We start from the raw sequence: 15009 nt of genomic DNA, 5'->3' as shown, positions 1-15009 counted from the left end.
GCTACTGCCCCCTCGCCAAAGCGCGAAAATAGGCGTAGAGGGAGTCCCATGCTGAAACCAATGCCCCTTTCCGAGGCGCAGAGCCTTCCGTTCTGGCGCCGTCCCGTTACGCTCTTGTTCGTGATGGCATTGACCATGCCCATCGCGTTCAACGCGTGGAGCGCGCTGTTGAATAATTTCGTGATTGAAGTCGCGAATTTCGACGGAGCGGATATTGGGCTGCTACACACGGTCCGCGAAATTCCGGGTTTTCTGGCTGTCGGCGTAATTGCCGTGATCCTGTTCGTTCGCGAACAGGTGCTGGCCATGATTTCCCTGATCATGCTGGGCGTCGCGACAGCAGTCACTGCGTGGTTTCCAAGCCTTGGTGGATTGTTGTTCGTCACCCTTTTCAGCTCGATCGGGTTTCACTACTACGAAACCGTGAACCAGTCTTTGCAGTTGCAGTGGCTGCCCAAGGACCGGGCGCCGCAGGTGCTGGGCTGGCTTGTCGCGATGGGTTCGGCGGCAACGGCGGTGGTTTACGGGCTGATCGTGCTGACATGGGACCGGTTCGACCTTTCCTACAATACGGTCTTCATGGCCGCCGGAGGGGTTACTGCATTGCTGGCGCTGTTTTGCCTGGTCGCCTACCCGCAATTCGACGCGCCGACGCCGCAGACCAAGAAGCTGATCCTGCGCCGCAGATACTGGCTGTACTATGCCCTGCAATTCATGGCCGGTGCCCGGCGGCAGATTTTCGTTGTCTTTGCCGGGTTCATGATGGTGGAAAAATTCGGGTTTGAAGTGCACGAACTGACTGGCCTCTACCTGATCAACCTGATGATCAACATTGCTGCCGCTCCGATGCTGGGCAAGGCGGTGTCGGTCTTCGGCGAGCGTCGCACGCTGATCTTTGAATATGCAGGTCTGGCTATCGTGTTTGCAGCCTATGGCGGGATCTATTGGTTTGGTTGGGGCGTGGTGCTGGCTGCAATCCTCTATGTCATCGATCACGTCCTGTTCGCACTGGCGTTGGCTTTGAAGACCTATTTCCAGAAGATCGCGGACCCTGCTGATATCGCGCCCACGGCTGCGGTGGCATTTACGATCAACCATATTGCTGCCGTGTTCCTGCCTGCGCTTTTGGGGTTGCTTTGGGTCGTGTCGCCCGGTGCCGTATTTGCGTTGGCTGCAGCAATGGCTCTGATCTCACTGGCGCTGTCTCTGCTGATCCCGCGTCACCCGGAACCCGGCAATGAGACCATCCTGTCGAAATACGCTCCGGCACCTGCGGAATAAGCCAGCGCTTGACCTCGGCCGTTCGGGGCCATAGGCGCTGTGGCAGATGACACAGGAGGCCCATATGCCCACTTTCACCGCGCTGACCACTTTGACTGGCAAAAAGGCCGCCGAGGGCTTGGGTGAAGCGATGGAGCGTCTGGAGCCTGAACCAACAGGTGTTGGTGTATTCGAGGTCGAAGACGGCTCGGGCCTTTGGGAAGTTGGGGGGTATTTCACCGAAACCCCGGACGAAACCGCCTTGGCGGTACTGGCCGCCGCGTTTGAGGCCAAGCCATTCGTCGTCTCTGAATTGCCCGAGACCGATTGGGTTGCTCATGTTCGGCGCGAGCTGGCACCGGTCGAGGCCGGGCGGTTCTTTGTCTATGGCAGCCATGACGCGGATAAACTGCCCGAAGGTCGTATCCCGTTGCTGATCGAGGCAGCTATGGCCTTTGGGACCGGGCACCACGGTACGACATTGGGGTGCCTGAAAGCGCTGGACCTGCTGCTGGAAGAAGGCTTTGCCGCCACTAAGGTCGCCGATATCGGTTGCGGGACCGCTGTATTGGCTATGGCCGCTGCGCGAGTCTGGGACGGGGATATCATCGCAAGCGATATTGATCAGGTGGCCGTAGATGTTGCTGAAGCCAACCTGAAGGCCAATGGTATGGCCGGACAGGTAAAGTGTGTTGAAGCGGCAGGTTTTGATCGCCCGGATCTGAAATCCCATGCGCCATACGATTTGATATTTGCGAATATCCTCAAGGGGCCATTGGTCGCCCTATCGCCGGAAATCGCCGCGAATCTGCGGCTCGGTGGTTATGCAATTCTTTCGGGAATCCTCAACGAGCAGGCAGATGACGTCATTTCTGTTTATCTCCAAAACGGATTTAATCTGTCCAATCGTTCCGAAATTGGTGAGTGGACAACGCTAATCTTAAGCAAACAGGGCGGAAATTAGACCATTTACAGGAGTTTTGTGGATTCTCGCCACGCTTTTGTCGCAATCTCAATCTACCGTTTAAGCGTGTGAACGGGGGCGGTTTTTGGAGGCTGCCATGACTGGAAAACAACTGGAATTTGATCGGCGCATTAGTCGTCTGAACAAAAAGCACGCCAAGCTTAGCCGCGGCTATCGCGCGACGATGCGCAAGGATGGTCTGGTCGTGATGCGGCCGCAACGTGTGCAGTCTGCCGTGCCTGCCAAGGTTCTGCTGCTGTGTCTCGTTGGCCTGTTTGCCTTCAAGACGTTTCTGCTGACAAGTCTCGGCGCGTCTGCCTATCAGTATCGGGTCGATAGTCTGGCTCAGGGTACGTCGGTTGAAAAAGCCGGTGCCTGGGTGATGCAAATTGATCCGCTCTCAGAACATATCTCGGCTCAGTTGGATAAGTTCCTTCGCTGAGTTTCGTCCGCTCTGACTAGAAACGCCGCGCATTGAAAGATGCGCGGCGTTCTACTTTGCCCCCGAGGGAGGAGGAAGGGGCGAGTGAGTGGTGGGGGTGTGCTATTCCCTACCGACGACCTTCCGCGACGACATCAATGTCGCCTCGGCAAAGACCAATATCTTCGAGTTCGCGGTTCGTCAGGCGATTCAGAACGTTTCGGGTAACGCGGGCGTCGTTCCATTCGACAACTGCGGTGACAGCCGACGCAATAAATGCGCCGATACGGCCAGCAAGGCCGAACGAGCCAGTGGTGGCGCGGGTGGTATCCAGTGCAGCCATATCCTGTTTCCTTCTGGTTAAAGTTCATGTCTCGATCATTCGATCTGAGCGGCATCTAGTGATCTAAATCTGGCTATACAAGCGCAGAAATTGCATGTGTCCTATGCGTTTTCTGCAAGGCTAATATGGCGTGAAAAGCCCTTAATTTTATGGCCATTTTTCCGAAAGAAAACGTGTCGAAAACAGACTTTTCGCTGTCGCAATTTGACCAGTTTGTCGGACCCGGAACAGGGATGTCGTTTTTGGACTGCGGGTCAATACACTTGGAAAATGTTCATGCTTCGTGCTAATTCGGTTTAAAGATCACAAGAACCCGAGCAGGCCGAGGCAAAAAATGCGAATTCTGGGCATAGATCCGGGTCTCAGAACCCTGGGATGGGGCGTCATCGATTCGCATGGCAGCCGCCTGAGCCATGTCGCCAATGGTTTGTGCAAGTCAGATGGTGATGACTTGGGCGAGCGGCTGCTGTCTTTGCACAATCAGATTGTCGAGGTCATTGCAGAATACCAGCCCGAACAGGCGGCAATCGAACAGACCTTCGTGAACAAGGATGGTGCGGGCACGCTAAAGCTGGGGCAGGCGCGCGGGGTGGCGTTGCTGACGCTTGCGCAGGCCGGGCTGAGGATTGGTGAATATGCGCCCAACCGGGTGAAGAAAACGGTGGTGGGTGTTGGCCACGCCGAGAAAGAGCAAGTTCTGCATATGGTCAAGCTCCAGCTTCCGGGGTGTCAGCCCAAAGGCGCGGATGCCGCAGATGCGCTGGCTATCGCGATCTGTCACTCATATTACGGTGCAGCGCCCCAGGCGCGAATGAAAGAGGTTCGGGCATGATAGGGAAACTGACAGGGCGGCTGGACTACCGCGCGGCGGATCACGTTCTGATCGACGTGCGCGGGGTGGGATATATCGTCTATTGCTCGGATCGGACAATGGCCGCTCTGCCGGGGGTGGGCGAGGCGGTCTCGATCTACACTGACATGGTTGTGCGCGAAGACCTGATGCAGCTTTACGGCTTCTTGTCGCTGGTCGAGAAGGAATGGCATCGGCTGCTGTGCTCGGTTCAGGGCGTTGGGGCCAAGGTATCCTTGGCTATCCTGTCGACGCTGGGACCTGATGGCGTAAGCCGAGCGATTGCGCTGGGCGATTGGGGCGCGGTGAAGGCTGCCAAGGGTGTTGGCCCGAAGACAGCACAGCGCGTCGTTCTAGACCTCAAGGACAAGGCGCCGGGTGTGATGGCGATGGGCGGCACGGTGACCGAAGCGATGGATGGCCCTGATCTTGAGGTTGTTGAGGTGACCGAACCTGCGCCCAAGCGCGTTGTCAAACCTGCGTCGGGGAACGCTGCGGCCTCTGCTGGTGCGTTGTCGGCCTTGTCGAATCTAGGGTATGGCCCGTCTGACGCTGCATCCGCCGTGGCTGAAGCCGCCGCCAGCCAGCCCGAAGCGGGCGAAGCTGATTTGATCCGCGCCGCGCTGAAGCTGCTGGCTCCGAAAGGCTGAGTGAATGGTAGACGCTGATCCCACCCTGCGCCCCGATCCGCTGCCCGAGGACAATGACCGCGCCCTGCGTCCGCAGGGGCTGGATGAATTCATCGGTCAGGCCGAGGCGCGCGCGAACTTGCGCGTGTTCATCCAGTCGGCCCGGCAACGGGGCGAGGCGATGGACCATACGCTGTTCCACGGCCCTCCGGGGTTGGGCAAGACGACGCTGGCGCAGATCATGGCGCGAGAGTTGGGGGTGAATTTCCGCATGACCTCTGGCCCTGTGCTGGCCAAGGCGGGTGATCTGGCGGCCATCCTGACCAATCTGGAATCGCGCGACGTGCTGTTCATCGACGAGATTCACCGGTTGAACCCGGCCGTCGAAGAAGTTCTGTACCCCGCGATGGAGGATTTTGAGCTTGATCTGGTGATCGGCGAAGGTCCGGCGGCACGCACGGTTCGGATCGAGCTGCAGCCCTTTACACTGGTCGGGGCCACGACGCGGATGGGCTTGCTGACCACTCCGTTGCGCGACAGGTTCGGCATCCCGACGCGGTTGCAGTTCTATACCGTGGATGAGTTGCACGAGATCGTCACCCGAAACGCTCGCAAACTGGGTGCGCCCGCTGACGACGATGGCGCGCGTGAGATCGCCCGGAGGTCACGCGGAACACCGCGTATTGCCGGACGGCTGCTGCGGCGCGTGGTGGACTTTGCCATTGTCGAGGGCGACGGTCACATAACCCGCGATCTGGCCGATAGCGCGTTGACCCGGCTGGGGGTTGATAATCTTGGGCTAGACGGTGCGGACCGGCGGTATCTAACGCTGATTGCCGAGAATTACGCAGGTGGACCCGTTGGCATCGAGACGCTCTCGGCGGCGCTGTCGGAAAGCCGCGACTCGCTCGAGGAAGTCATCGAGCCGTATTTGCTGCAACAGGGTTTGATCCAACGCACGCCACGCGGTCGGATGCTGGCGCAGAAGGCTTGGACTCATCTTGGTATGGCCGCGCCCAAAGGACAAAGCGATCTGTTTGGTTGAAGCTGGACGCCATAGCTTTTAAGGGTTCGAGCAACCCATTTGTGACCACCGAGGATTGCGCGTGACACCCGAAGACATCCAAGCGTTGTTCACCCGCGAAAGCGGCGAGTTCCTGTTTGCACGCTGGGGTCGCCCCATCGTGCCCATCGTTTTTGGCGTGGAAGACGAAACGCTGGCGACCGTCAAGGGCGCGTTTGAAGCCGTCGTCACGCTTGCCGGTCACAAAATGGCCGAGACCGACCCGGAACTGGGCGCAAACTGCATGGTCTTCTTCTTCCGCAACTGGAAGGAATTGCTTGAGGTTCCGGATCTGGATCGTCTGGTACCAGATCTGGCCCCCTTGGTCGAGCGGCTGGTTGCGGCGGATGCCAATCAGTACCGTATCTTCAGGTTTGAAGAGGACGGGTCGATCCGGGCGGCGTTTGTATTCCTTCGGATGGACAGGGAACTGGCCAAAGTTCCGGCTGAAACCTTGGTGCTGAGTCAGGTGGTGCAGACGATCCTGTTGTGGTCTGATGCCGCTTTTCGCAGCGCGTCGCCGCTGGCGATTGCAGGTGACGCCACGATACTGAGGCCGGACATTGCCGGACTGATCCGTGCGGCCTACGATCCGGTTCTGCCGGGCGTCGCGCAGGACCCATCGCACGCTCTGCGATTGTTTGCGAGGTTGGAGCAGCCGCAATGAAACATGTGTATCCCGTTCAGGTTTTCTACGAAGACACAGACATGGGCGGTGTCGTGTATCACGCAAACTACCTGAAGTTCATCGAGCGTGCGCGATCCGACTATGTGCGTAAACTGGGCAACGATCAGAACGCCATGCGCGATGCTGGTATTGTCTGGGTCGTCCGCAGGATCGAGGCGGATTATCTGGCTCCGGCCAAGTTTGAAGACGAGCTGATCGTGGAAACCGAGGTCGCTTCTGTGTCAGGTGTGCGCCTGACCATGGATCAGGTCGTAACACGCGACGGGACCGAGGTCTTTCGCGCGACAGTGACCGCCGTTTGCATGAATGCGCAGGGCAAGCCGGTGCGTCTTCCGGCAGAGATTCGCGCATTGTTGTAACAATTTGCGGGTCAAGGGTGGTTCTGTTGGCTTTTCATACCCAACTGCGTTAGCGTTTGGCAAAACAAGGCCAAAAGAACGGCCGTCAGGCAAAAACAAAGAGCAGGTTCATGGAAGCTGAAACGCTGGCGCTGGCGCAGGAGATCGACTTCTCCATGTGGGGGCTGTATGCCCGCGCGACCTTTGTCGTAAAACTGGTGATGCTGATGCTGATCGGCGCATCTATTTGGTCATGGGGCATCATTATCCAGAAACTCATCAACTATCGGGCCGCGCGGCGCGAGGCGCTGGTTTTTGATGAATCCTTCTGGTCAGGCAATCCGCTGGACGAACTGTTTGAACAGATTGGCACGCAGCCGGACGGAAGCTCGGAAAAGATTTTCGCGGCTGGTATGATCGAATGGCGCAGGTCCCATCGCACCGATGGAGGGTTGATTGCCGGGGCAACCGCGCGGATTGACCGGTCGATGGATGTGGCGATCGCGAAAGAGGCTGAAACGCTGCAAAAGGGGCTGCCGATCCTCGCGACGGTTGGCTCGACCGCGCCGTTTATCGGTTTGTTCGGCACGGTCTGGGGCATCATGAACGCCTTTATCGAGATTGCCGAGCAGCAGAACACCAACCTCGCCGTTGTCGCCCCCGGTATTGCCGAGGCGTTGCTGGCCACGGGTCTGGGGCTGCTGGCCGCGATCCCGGCCGTAATTTTCTATAACAAGCTCAGCGCTGATAGTGACCGGATCGTGGGCGGGTATGAGGCGTTCGCCGACGAATTCGCGACCATCCTGTCGCGCCAGTTGGATAGCTGACATGGGGGCTGCGGTTCAGCAATCCTCGGGCGGGAACGGGCGTCGGCGCGGACGGCGTCGGGGTCGCGCCCAGCCGATGGCCGAGATCAACGTGACGCCTTTTGTCGATGTCATGCTGGTGTTGCTGATCATCTTCATGGTGGCCGCGCCCCTGCTGACCGTCGGCGTTCCGGTTGATCTGCCCAAAACTGCCGCCAGCGCATTGCCCGGTGACAACGAAGAGCCGCTGACCGTGACGTTGACGGCTGACGGGCGGGTGCAAATCCAGACCACAGATGTTTTGCGCGAAGAGTTGATTGGAAAACTGCGCGCAATCGCGGCAGAACGGAGCAGTGATCGCGTATTCCTGCGCGCAGATGGCGCGATCCCTTATGCGCAGGTGATGCAGGTCATGGGCGCGCTGAATGCGGGCGGTTTCTCCAATGTGGGGCTGGTGACGGATACCGGCGGCCCAACACTGGACGAAGGTGGAGAGTGAGGCCGCGCGGTGGATACCGGCACCAAGATCTCGGCGATCGCCCATGTGACTCTGATCGGGTGGGCCTTGTTCGGCGGCACCTTTCGGTCCGAGCCTTTGCCTATGGCGGTACAGGATGTTTCCGTGATTTCGGCTGAGCAGTTCGCGGCGATGACCGCTCAGCGCGACGCGCCCGAGGTGCCGACGCCATCGTCCTTGCAGCAGCCCGAAGAACCGCAAGATAACACGGCCACCCCCGAACACGTTGAGGAGGAACAGCCATCCTCGGAAGTTTCGGAGGCGGTTGTGCCAGAGCCCGACCCCGAGCCAGAAGCGGTCGAGCCGCCGCCCGAGCCTGTCGAAGTGGAACAACCCCCTGCACTGGACCCTCCGCCCGACACTGAAATTGCGGCATTGCCCGTTCCACCCGGCCCCGAGGCGCAGCCGCGCCCAGCAGATAAGGTCGCGCCCGAGCCTGTTGCTCCGCCCCCGCCCGAGGCGGCTCCGGATGATATCGAAACACCGGCCGTGTCACTGGACGAAGGCGCAGAAATCCAGCAGGAGCAGCAAGACCAGACCGCCCCGGAAGAGGCAACAGACGAGATCGTGACCGAGGCTGAAGAGGTCGATGAATATGCCCCCCGATCGTCTCCGCGCCCTCAGGTCCGTCCGAACCGGCCAACACCGCCAGCCCAGCCCGAAGTCGCTGAAACCGCAGAGCCCGAGACCCCGGCAGCCGACGAAAGCGCCATTCAGGACGCTCTGGCCGAGGCATTGGGCCAAGGCAGCGAACCCTCTGGCCCTCCGTTGACCAGTGGCGAGAAGGACGCGATGCGACTGGCCGTTTCGCGGTGTTGGAATGTTGGGTCTTTGTCAACGGATGCGCTGCAGACTGTTGTTGTCGTGGCGTTTTCGCTGACGCCGGACGGCAAGGTGGTTGGCGGCAGTTTGCGCATGATCGACAGTTCTGGTGGGTCTGCCGGGTCCGCGAGTCAGGCATATGAGGCTGCCAGACGTGCAATTTTGCGCTGTGGGGCAAAAGGATACGACCTGCCTGCTGACAAATACGCGCAATGGCAGGATATTGAGATTACATTCAATCCCGAGAGGATGCGGATCAAATGATGAGATTTCTGACCAGCCTGTTGCTGGGCCTGACGATGCTGACGGCCCCTGCATATGCCCAGAACGGACCGCTGCGTTTGGAACTGGATCAGGGGATCATCGAACCCTTGCCCTTTGCGGTGCCCAGTTTTGTCCCCGATAACCCGGCTGCGGCCCAGTTCGCTCAGGACATCTCGCGGGTTGTTGCGGCTGATCTGACGGGAACCGGGTTGTTCCGTGAGATTTCATCGGATGCGTTTATCAGCCGGGTCAGCAGTTTTGACGCTCCGGTTCAGTTTGCCGACTGGAAGGCCATCAACGCCGAGGCGCTGGTGACCGGCGCTGTGAACGTGTCGGGCAACAAACTGACGGTGCGGTTCCGGGTGTGGGATGTGTTTTCGGATCGGGAACTGGGCAACGGGCTACAGTTTGCGGGCACCACCGATGGCTGGCGGCGGATGGCGCATAAGGTTGCCGATCAGGTTTACAGCCGTGTGACAGGCGAAGGCGCATATTTTGATAGCCGTGTCGCCTTTGTGTCCGAGAGCGGACCCAAGGACCAGCGCCTGAAACGCCTGGCGATCATGGATCATGACGGCGCGAATGTGCAGTACCTGACCGACAGCGCGGCCATCGTTCTGGCCCCGCGGTTTTCGCCCGCGGGCGACCGGCTTTTGTATACCAGCTATGAAACCGGCCAACCGCGCATCTATGTGCTGGACGTTGATAGCGTCCGCCGGACCGAGCTGAATACACCGGGCGGTACTATGAGCTTTTCGCCCCGGTTCTCGCCTGACGGTCGCTCGATCGTGTATTCGCTGATTCAGGGCGGCAACACGGACCTGTGGAAGATGGATCTGGCGTCAGGGCAAAGCGTGCGTCTGACGAATACACCTGCCATCGAAACCGCGCCCAGCTATTCCCCCGACGGGTCGCAGATCGTTTTTGAAAGCGACCGCTCGGGCACGCCGCAGCTCTATATCATGCCCGCCAATGGGGGCGAGGCGACGCGGATCAGCTTTGGTCAGGGGCGCTATGGCACACCGGTCTGGTCACCACGTGGGGATTTGGTTGCCTTTACCAAGCAGAACAAGGGCCGGTTCCATATCGGCGTGATGCGCACGGACGGCAGCGAAGAACGCCTGTTGACCTCGTCCTTCCTGGACGAAGGGCCGACATGGTCGCCGAACGGTCGGGTCATCATGTTCACGCGCGAAACGCAGGGCGCAAGTGGTCGGGCGACGTTGTACTCGGTGGATATTTCGGGACGAAACCTGCGCCCGGTGCGGACACCGGATGGCGGAAGTGACCCGTCATGGGGTCCATTGCAGAATTGATCGGGGCAGGGGCTTGGAAAAGTTCACAAAAAACCTGCACTGTGATACAGAGACGGCAATAAACAGATAATATGACGAGGCACCTGAAATGAACGTATTGAGCAAAGTTTTAGCTTTGGGCGCGCTGAGTGTGATGGCCGCCTGTACCAGCAACGATCCTTCGGCGCTGGGCGGTGGATTTGGCAGCGGCGCTAACGGTGCGATCGCGCCCGGTTCGCCAAGCGATCCGCGATCACCGGCATATTTCCAGCAAACCGTGGGCGATCGCGTGTTGTTCACTGTTGACCAGTCAACGTTGACACCGCAGGCGCAAACGGTCCTGCAGGGCCAGGCGGACTGGCTTCTGGCCAACCCCGACTTTGCCGCGACCATCGAGGGGCATGCAGACGAACAGGGCACGCGTGAATACAACCTCGCCCTCGGCGCGCGTCGCGCAAATGCGGCCCGCGAGTATCTGATCTCTCGCGGTGTTGCGGGTAATCGCCTGACGACGGTGAGCTATGGCAAGGAGCGCCCGATTGAGATTTGCAGCACCGAGGATTGCTATTCCAAGAACCGCCGCGCGGTGACGGTGCTGACCGGTTCAACCTTGGGGTAAGAAGATGAGAATTGCAGGATGGGTTCTGGCCGCGGTCGTAGCGACCGCTGGAGTGGCACAAGCGCAGGATCAGCAGACTCTGGCCGATATCCGGCAGGAGCTGACGGTGCTGCACGTGGAAATTCAGCGTCTCAAGCGCGAGTTTTCAACGACGGGTTCGCCAGCGCCAAACCTGTCCGGCAGTTCAATTCTAGAACGTGTGGACGCGATCGAGGCTGAATTGCAGCGCCTGACGCGCCAGACCGAGCAGTTGAATCAGCGGGTCCAGAATGTCGTCACCGATGGCACCAACCGGATCGGTGATCTTGAGTTCCGTCTGGTTGAACTTGAAGGCGGCGATCTGAGTACGCTGGGCGAAACAACGACCTTGGGCGGCGACACTGAGATCACTGCGGCGGCTCCGTCCGTGACCCAAGAAACTCCGCTGGTCTCAGAGCAGGGCGAACTCGCGGTTGGTGAGCGTGCCGATTTTGACGCCGCTGCACAGTCTCTGGCCGACGGCAACTTTCAGGCGGCGGCCGAGCAGTTCGCGCTGTTTGACACATCCTATCCCGGAAGCCCCCTCGCACCAGAGGCCCACCTGAGGCGGGGACATGCGTTGCAGGGTCTGGGCGACACCCGCGAGGCCGCGCGCGCGTTTCTGGCCAGCTTTACCGGCGACTCCGAAGGCACATTTGCGCCCGAAGCCCTGTTTGAATTGGGGGCGGCACTCGGGCGGCTCGAACAAATTGATCAGGCCTGCATAACCCTAAGCGAAGTCGGTGTGCGCTTTCCGGGCTCGGCTGCGGCCTCGGCTGCGACGCAGGAAATGGCTTCGCTGGGCTGTTCTTGACCGAAATTTCAGACATCTTGCGATCCGAGATCAGGGCGCGGCTGGGAAAGGACTTGCCAGCCCGTCTGGGCGTTGCCGTATCGGGCGGTGGTGACTCGGTCGCGTTGCTGCACCTGCTGAGCGATATCGCCAGAACCGAACAGATCGAGCTGTTCGCAGCGACGGTAGACCACAGGCTGCGCGACGAATCCGCAGACGAGGCCAAGTGGGTCGCCCATCGTGCGAAGTCTTTGGGCGTGCCGCACGAAACGTTGATCTGGCAGCAGTGGGATGGGCGCGGAAACCTTCAGGATCAGGCGCGGCAGGTCCGTTATCAATTGCTGACGGACTGGGCGCATCGCAATGGAATTGGCTCGATTGCGCTGGGTCACACTGCGGACGATCAGGCCGAAACGTTGCTTTTGCGGCTAGGGCGGGCTTCGGGCGTGACGGGCCTGTCCGGGATGACCAGAGTGCGTAAAACGGGCGGCATAGACTTGCTGCGGCCGATGCTGGGCGTCACGCGTGCGCAGTTGCGTGCGTACCTTGAGGACATAGACGCCGATTGGATCGAAGACCCCTCGAATCACGACAGGCGATTTGACCGGATCAAGGCCCGCGATGCGATGAAGACTTTGAGCGATATTGGAATTTCTGCCCAATCTTTGACCCGTGTCGCCGAAAATCTTGCCCAAGCGGATGAGGCTTTGGCTCTCTATACGCAGGAATCCGCAGGGCGTGTGCTCATCGCGGATTCTGGCGATGTCTGCATCGACAGGGTGAAGTTTTCGGTTCTTCCGGGTGAAATACAGCGCCGTCTGCTGGTTGGCAGTCTGGCATGGATCGCCGGTGCGGGATATCCGCCGCGTCGTGCGGCCACAGATCAAGCAATCGCCGCGATTTTACAGGGCGAACCCAGCACCATCGGTGGCTGTATGCTGATCCCAAAAGGCAATAATACGTGGATTTGCAGAGAACTAAACGCGGTGGCCGACGAATGGTGCGCAATCGGAGAGGCGTGGGATAAACGCTGGATTTTGTCCGGCCCCCCGGCATCCAACGCGCGTATTGGACCGCTCGGAGAGGTCGGCCTGAACGCCGTTGAAGGATGGAGAGCGCTGGGAAAGCCACGCGCGGCGCTGCTGTCCACTCCGGCGGTGTGGGATGGTGATGTATTGCTGTCTGCGCCCCTAGCTGGCTTTGGCAATGGGTGGCAGGCCAATTTGGTGCAGAATAGGTCCGAGTTTTACTGTTCGTTTTTATCGCATTGAACCTGCTTGAATCATCTCTATTTTAAAGAGCAACTCGGTAGACCCCCACCTGCCGAAATCTTTTGGGAGATTTTTCTTGGGCAACGCTCGTAACATCGCCTTCTGGGTCGTTCTGTTTCTGCTGATCCTTGCACTGTTCAATTTGTTCAGCGGACCAGGCGGAACGCTTCAGAGCAATGAAAGAACCTATTCCGATTTCGTGACCGCTGTTGAAGGCGGCGAGGTCAAGAATGTGACGCTGGATGGTGAGCAGATTCGCTATACCACTCAAAGCGGCGCAAATTATGTGACGATCAAACCGGGTGACGCCGAAGTCACCAAGCTGTTGATCGACGAAAACATTCCGGTGCGCGCTGAAAAACAGCAACAGTCCGGTTTTCAATCGTTCCTGATCACCTTGCTGCCCTTCCTGCTGCTGATCGGTGTCTGGGTTTATTTCATGAACCGGATGCAAGGCGGCGGCAAAGGCGGCGCGATGGGCTTTGGCAAGTCCAAGGCGAAGATGCTGACTGAAAAGCATGGCCGTGTGACCTTTGACGATGTGGCTGGCATCGACGAGGCCAAGGAAGAACTGGAAGAGATCGTGGAATTCCTGCGCAACCCGCAGAAATTCAGCCGCTTGGGTGGCAAGATTCCGAAAGGTGCGCTGCTGGTTGGCCCTCCGGGTACGGGTAAAACGCTGTTGGCGCGTGCGATCGCGGGTGAGGCGGGTGTGCCGTTCTTCACCATCTCGGGTTCGGACTTTGTTGAGATGTTCGTCGGTGTGGGTGCATCCCGTGTGCGCGACATGTTTGAGCAAGCCAAGAAGAATGCGCCATGTATCGTGTTCATCGACGAGATCGACGCCGTGGGTCGCCACCGTGGCGCCGGGTATGGCGGCGGCAATGATGAACGCGAACAGACCCTCAACCAGTTGCTGGTCGAGATGGACGGGTTCGAGGCCAATGAAGGCGTCATCATTCTGGCGGCCACCAACCGTAAGGACGTTCTGGACCCAGCTCTGCTGCGTCCGGGCCGGTTTGACCGTAACGTGACTGTCGGTAACCCCGACATCAAAGGGCGCGAGAAAATCCTGGGCGTGCACGCGCGCAAGACGCCTTTGGGCCCCGATGTCGATCTGCGCATCATTGCGCGCGGGACGCCTGGGTTCTCGGGTGCTGATCTGGCGAACCTCGTGAACGAGGCCGCGCTGATGGCGGCGCGTGTTGGTCGTCGTTTCGTCACCATGGAAGACTTTGAGAACGCCAAGGACAAGGTGATGATGGGGGCCGAGCGCCGTTCGATGGTGCTGACTCAGGACCAGAAGGAAAAGACCGCCTATCACGAGGCCGGGCACGCCGTGGTTGGTCTGACCCTTCCGTTGTGTGATCCTGTCTACAAAGCGACAATCATTCCGCGCGGTGGTGCGCTGGGTATGGTTGTGTCACTGCCGGAAATGGACCGCCTGAACTATCACCGTGATGAGTGTGAGCAGAAGCTGGCCATGACAATGGCAGGTAAAGCTGCTGAGGTGATCAAATACGGTGAGGATCATGTGTCGAACGGCCCGGCCGGTGACATCATGCAGGCCAGCCAGTTGGCCCGCGCCATGGTGATGCGCTGGGGCATGTCGGACAAGGTCGGCAATATCGACTATGCCGAAGCGCACGAAGGGTATCAGGGCAACACCGCTGGTTTCTCGGTCTCGGCCCACACCAAGGAACTGATCGAAGAAGAGGTAAAGCGCCTGATCCAGCAGGGTTATGAGCGCGCCCACCAAATTCTGACGGATCAGAACGAGGAATGGGAGCGTCTGGCGCAGGGTCTGCTGGAGTATGAAACTCTGACGGGCGACGAAATCAAACGTGTCATGAACGGTGATTCACCGACCGAAGGTGACGACGAAGGCGGCAGCCCCGATGAGGGCAACGCGCCAAGCGTTACCGCCATTCCGAAAACGAAGGTCAAGAAATCTCCGCCCGATGGCGGGATGGAGCCGGAACCGACAGCATAACGAAAAGACCCGGGTTCTTCCGGGTCTTTTTTCTTTTCAAACCACGCTGTGTGAA

The 15009-nt window shown here is 59.2% G+C and carries 17 protein-coding genes; 16 read left to right on the top strand and 1 reads right to left on the bottom strand.

Features of this window, described 5'->3' with window-relative positions; translation table 11 throughout:
- Positions 1-48: 48 nt before the first annotated feature.
- The 3 genes from ACR0LH_RS04525 to ACR0LH_RS04515 all read left to right on the top strand — a co-directional run bounded on the left by ACR0LH_RS04525 (position 49) and on the right by ACR0LH_RS04515 (position 2666).
- Positions 49-1281: an MFS transporter gene (locus tag ACR0LH_RS04525; protein ID WP_170386223.1), complete on the top strand. Its 1233-nt coding sequence runs from the start codon at positions 49-51 to the stop codon at positions 1279-1281.
- 64 nt (positions 1282-1345) lie between these two features.
- Positions 1346-2224, top strand: coding sequence for a 50S ribosomal protein L11 methyltransferase (locus tag ACR0LH_RS04520; RefSeq protein WP_480719821.1), 879 nt, complete (start codon positions 1346-1348; stop codon positions 2222-2224).
- A 97-nt stretch (positions 2225-2321) separates the two neighbouring features.
- A complete protein-coding gene (locus tag ACR0LH_RS04515; RefSeq protein WP_480719820.1) occupies positions 2322-2666 on the top strand; it encodes a hypothetical protein in 345 nt (114 codons plus the stop codon).
- 109 nt (positions 2667-2775) lie between these two features.
- On the opposite strand, the gene ACR0LH_RS04510 is transcribed toward ACR0LH_RS04515, so the two are convergent.
- Positions 2776-2988, bottom strand: a complete 213-nt coding sequence (locus ACR0LH_RS04510; RefSeq protein ID WP_170386233.1) for a DUF1127 domain-containing protein — start codon at positions 2986-2988, stop codon at positions 2776-2778.
- Positions 2989-3322: 334 nt separating this feature from the next.
- Between ACR0LH_RS04510 and ruvC the strand changes: the two genes are divergently transcribed.
- The 13 genes from ruvC (at position 3323) to ftsH (ending at position 14954) form a co-directional block, all read left to right on the top strand.
- Complete coding sequence (ruvC, locus tag ACR0LH_RS04505) at positions 3323-3820, top strand: crossover junction endodeoxyribonuclease RuvC (RefSeq protein ID WP_170386237.1); 498 nt, start codon at positions 3323-3325, stop codon at positions 3818-3820.
- Positions 3817-4488 (top strand): Holliday junction branch migration protein RuvA, encoded by a 672-nt coding sequence (gene ruvA / locus ACR0LH_RS04500; RefSeq protein ID WP_480719819.1) that lies wholly within the window; start codon positions 3817-3819, stop codon positions 4486-4488. The genes ruvC and ruvA overlap by 4 nt, the downstream gene beginning before the upstream one ends.
- A gap of 4 nt (positions 4489-4492) precedes the next feature.
- A complete protein-coding gene (gene ruvB / locus ACR0LH_RS04495; RefSeq protein WP_480719818.1) occupies positions 4493-5512 on the top strand; it encodes a Holliday junction branch migration DNA helicase RuvB in 1020 nt (339 codons plus the stop codon).
- A 61-nt stretch (positions 5513-5573) separates the two neighbouring features.
- Positions 5574-6197 (top strand): hypothetical protein, encoded by a 624-nt coding sequence (locus tag ACR0LH_RS04490; protein ID WP_480719817.1) that lies wholly within the window; start codon positions 5574-5576, stop codon positions 6195-6197.
- Positions 6194-6577: a tol-pal system-associated acyl-CoA thioesterase gene (gene ybgC, locus ACR0LH_RS04485; protein ID WP_170386250.1), complete on the top strand. Its 384-nt coding sequence runs from the start codon at positions 6194-6196 to the stop codon at positions 6575-6577. Before ACR0LH_RS04490 ends, ybgC begins: the two co-directional genes overlap by 4 nt.
- Positions 6578-6687: 110 nt before the next feature.
- Positions 6688-7383: a protein TolQ gene (gene tolQ, locus ACR0LH_RS04480; RefSeq protein ID WP_480719816.1), complete on the top strand. Its 696-nt coding sequence runs from the start codon at positions 6688-6690 to the stop codon at positions 7381-7383.
- A 1-nt stretch (position 7384) separates the two neighbouring features.
- Positions 7385-7861 carry a protein TolR gene (tolR, locus tag ACR0LH_RS04475; protein ID WP_152457226.1) on the top strand — a complete coding sequence of 159 codons (477 nt, stop codon included), beginning with the start codon at positions 7385-7387 and terminating at the stop codon, positions 7859-7861.
- 9 nt (positions 7862-7870) lie between these two features.
- The gene (locus ACR0LH_RS04470) at positions 7871-8965 is read left to right on the top strand and encodes an energy transducer TonB (protein WP_480719815.1); all 1095 of its coding nucleotides are present in this window, start codon (positions 7871-7873) and stop codon (positions 8963-8965) included.
- Complete coding sequence (tolB, locus tag ACR0LH_RS04465; RefSeq protein ID WP_480719814.1) at positions 8962-10281, top strand: Tol-Pal system beta propeller repeat protein TolB; 1320 nt, start codon at positions 8962-8964, stop codon at positions 10279-10281. Before ACR0LH_RS04470 ends, tolB begins: the two co-directional genes overlap by 4 nt.
- A gap of 88 nt (positions 10282-10369) precedes the next feature.
- The gene (pal, locus tag ACR0LH_RS04460; protein ID WP_170386262.1) at positions 10370-10879 is read left to right on the top strand and encodes a peptidoglycan-associated lipoprotein Pal; all 510 of its coding nucleotides are present in this window, start codon (positions 10370-10372) and stop codon (positions 10877-10879) included.
- A gap of 4 nt (positions 10880-10883) precedes the next feature.
- Complete coding sequence (ybgF, locus tag ACR0LH_RS04455; protein ID WP_170484518.1) at positions 10884-11711, top strand: tol-pal system protein YbgF; 828 nt, start codon at positions 10884-10886, stop codon at positions 11709-11711.
- Positions 11708-12961: a tRNA lysidine(34) synthetase TilS gene (gene tilS / locus ACR0LH_RS04450; RefSeq protein WP_480719813.1), complete on the top strand. Its 1254-nt coding sequence runs from the start codon at positions 11708-11710 to the stop codon at positions 12959-12961. The genes ybgF and tilS overlap by 4 nt, the downstream gene beginning before the upstream one ends.
- Positions 12962-13037: 76 nt before the next feature.
- On the top strand, positions 13038-14954 hold the full coding sequence (ftsH, locus tag ACR0LH_RS04445; protein ID WP_170484523.1) for an ATP-dependent zinc metalloprotease FtsH: 1917 nt from the start codon (positions 13038-13040) through the stop codon (positions 14952-14954).
- The last annotated feature ends 55 nt before the right edge of the window (positions 14955-15009 follow it).

The sequence above is a fragment of the Ruegeria sp. CL6 genome, from assembly GCF_056536465.1.
This window is presented reverse-complemented; position numbering and strand designations above follow the sequence as displayed.

Excerpts from the sequence above, each read along its gene's own strand:
- ACR0LH_RS04525 (WP_170386223.1), top strand. The coding sequence starts at position 49 with ATGCTGAAACCAATGCCCCTTTCCGAGGCGCAGAGCCTTCCGTTCTGG.
- ACR0LH_RS04520 (WP_480719821.1), top strand. The coding sequence starts at position 1,346 with ATGCCCACTTTCACCGCGCTGACCACTTTGACTGGCAAAAAGGCCGCC.
- ACR0LH_RS04515 (WP_480719820.1), top strand. The coding sequence starts at position 2,322 with ATGACTGGAAAACAACTGGAATTTGATCGGCGCATTAGTCGTCTGAAC.
- ACR0LH_RS04510 (WP_170386233.1), bottom strand. The coding sequence starts at position 2,988 with ATGGCTGCACTGGATACCACCCGCGCCACCACTGGCTCGTTCGGCCTT.
- ruvC (WP_170386237.1), top strand. The coding sequence starts at position 3,323 with ATGCGAATTCTGGGCATAGATCCGGGTCTCAGAACCCTGGGATGGGGC.
- ruvA (WP_480719819.1), top strand. The coding sequence starts at position 3,817 with ATGATAGGGAAACTGACAGGGCGGCTGGACTACCGCGCGGCGGATCAC.
- ruvB (WP_480719818.1), top strand. The coding sequence starts at position 4,493 with ATGGTAGACGCTGATCCCACCCTGCGCCCCGATCCGCTGCCCGAGGAC.
- ybgC (WP_170386250.1), top strand. The coding sequence starts at position 6,194 with ATGAAACATGTGTATCCCGTTCAGGTTTTCTACGAAGACACAGACATG.
- tolQ (WP_480719816.1), top strand. The coding sequence starts at position 6,688 with ATGGAAGCTGAAACGCTGGCGCTGGCGCAGGAGATCGACTTCTCCATG.
- tolR (WP_152457226.1), top strand. The coding sequence starts at position 7,385 with ATGGGGGCTGCGGTTCAGCAATCCTCGGGCGGGAACGGGCGTCGGCGC.
- tolB (WP_480719814.1), top strand. The coding sequence starts at position 8,962 with ATGATGAGATTTCTGACCAGCCTGTTGCTGGGCCTGACGATGCTGACG.
- pal (WP_170386262.1), top strand. The coding sequence starts at position 10,370 with ATGAACGTATTGAGCAAAGTTTTAGCTTTGGGCGCGCTGAGTGTGATG.
- ybgF (WP_170484518.1), top strand. The coding sequence starts at position 10,884 with ATGAGAATTGCAGGATGGGTTCTGGCCGCGGTCGTAGCGACCGCTGGA.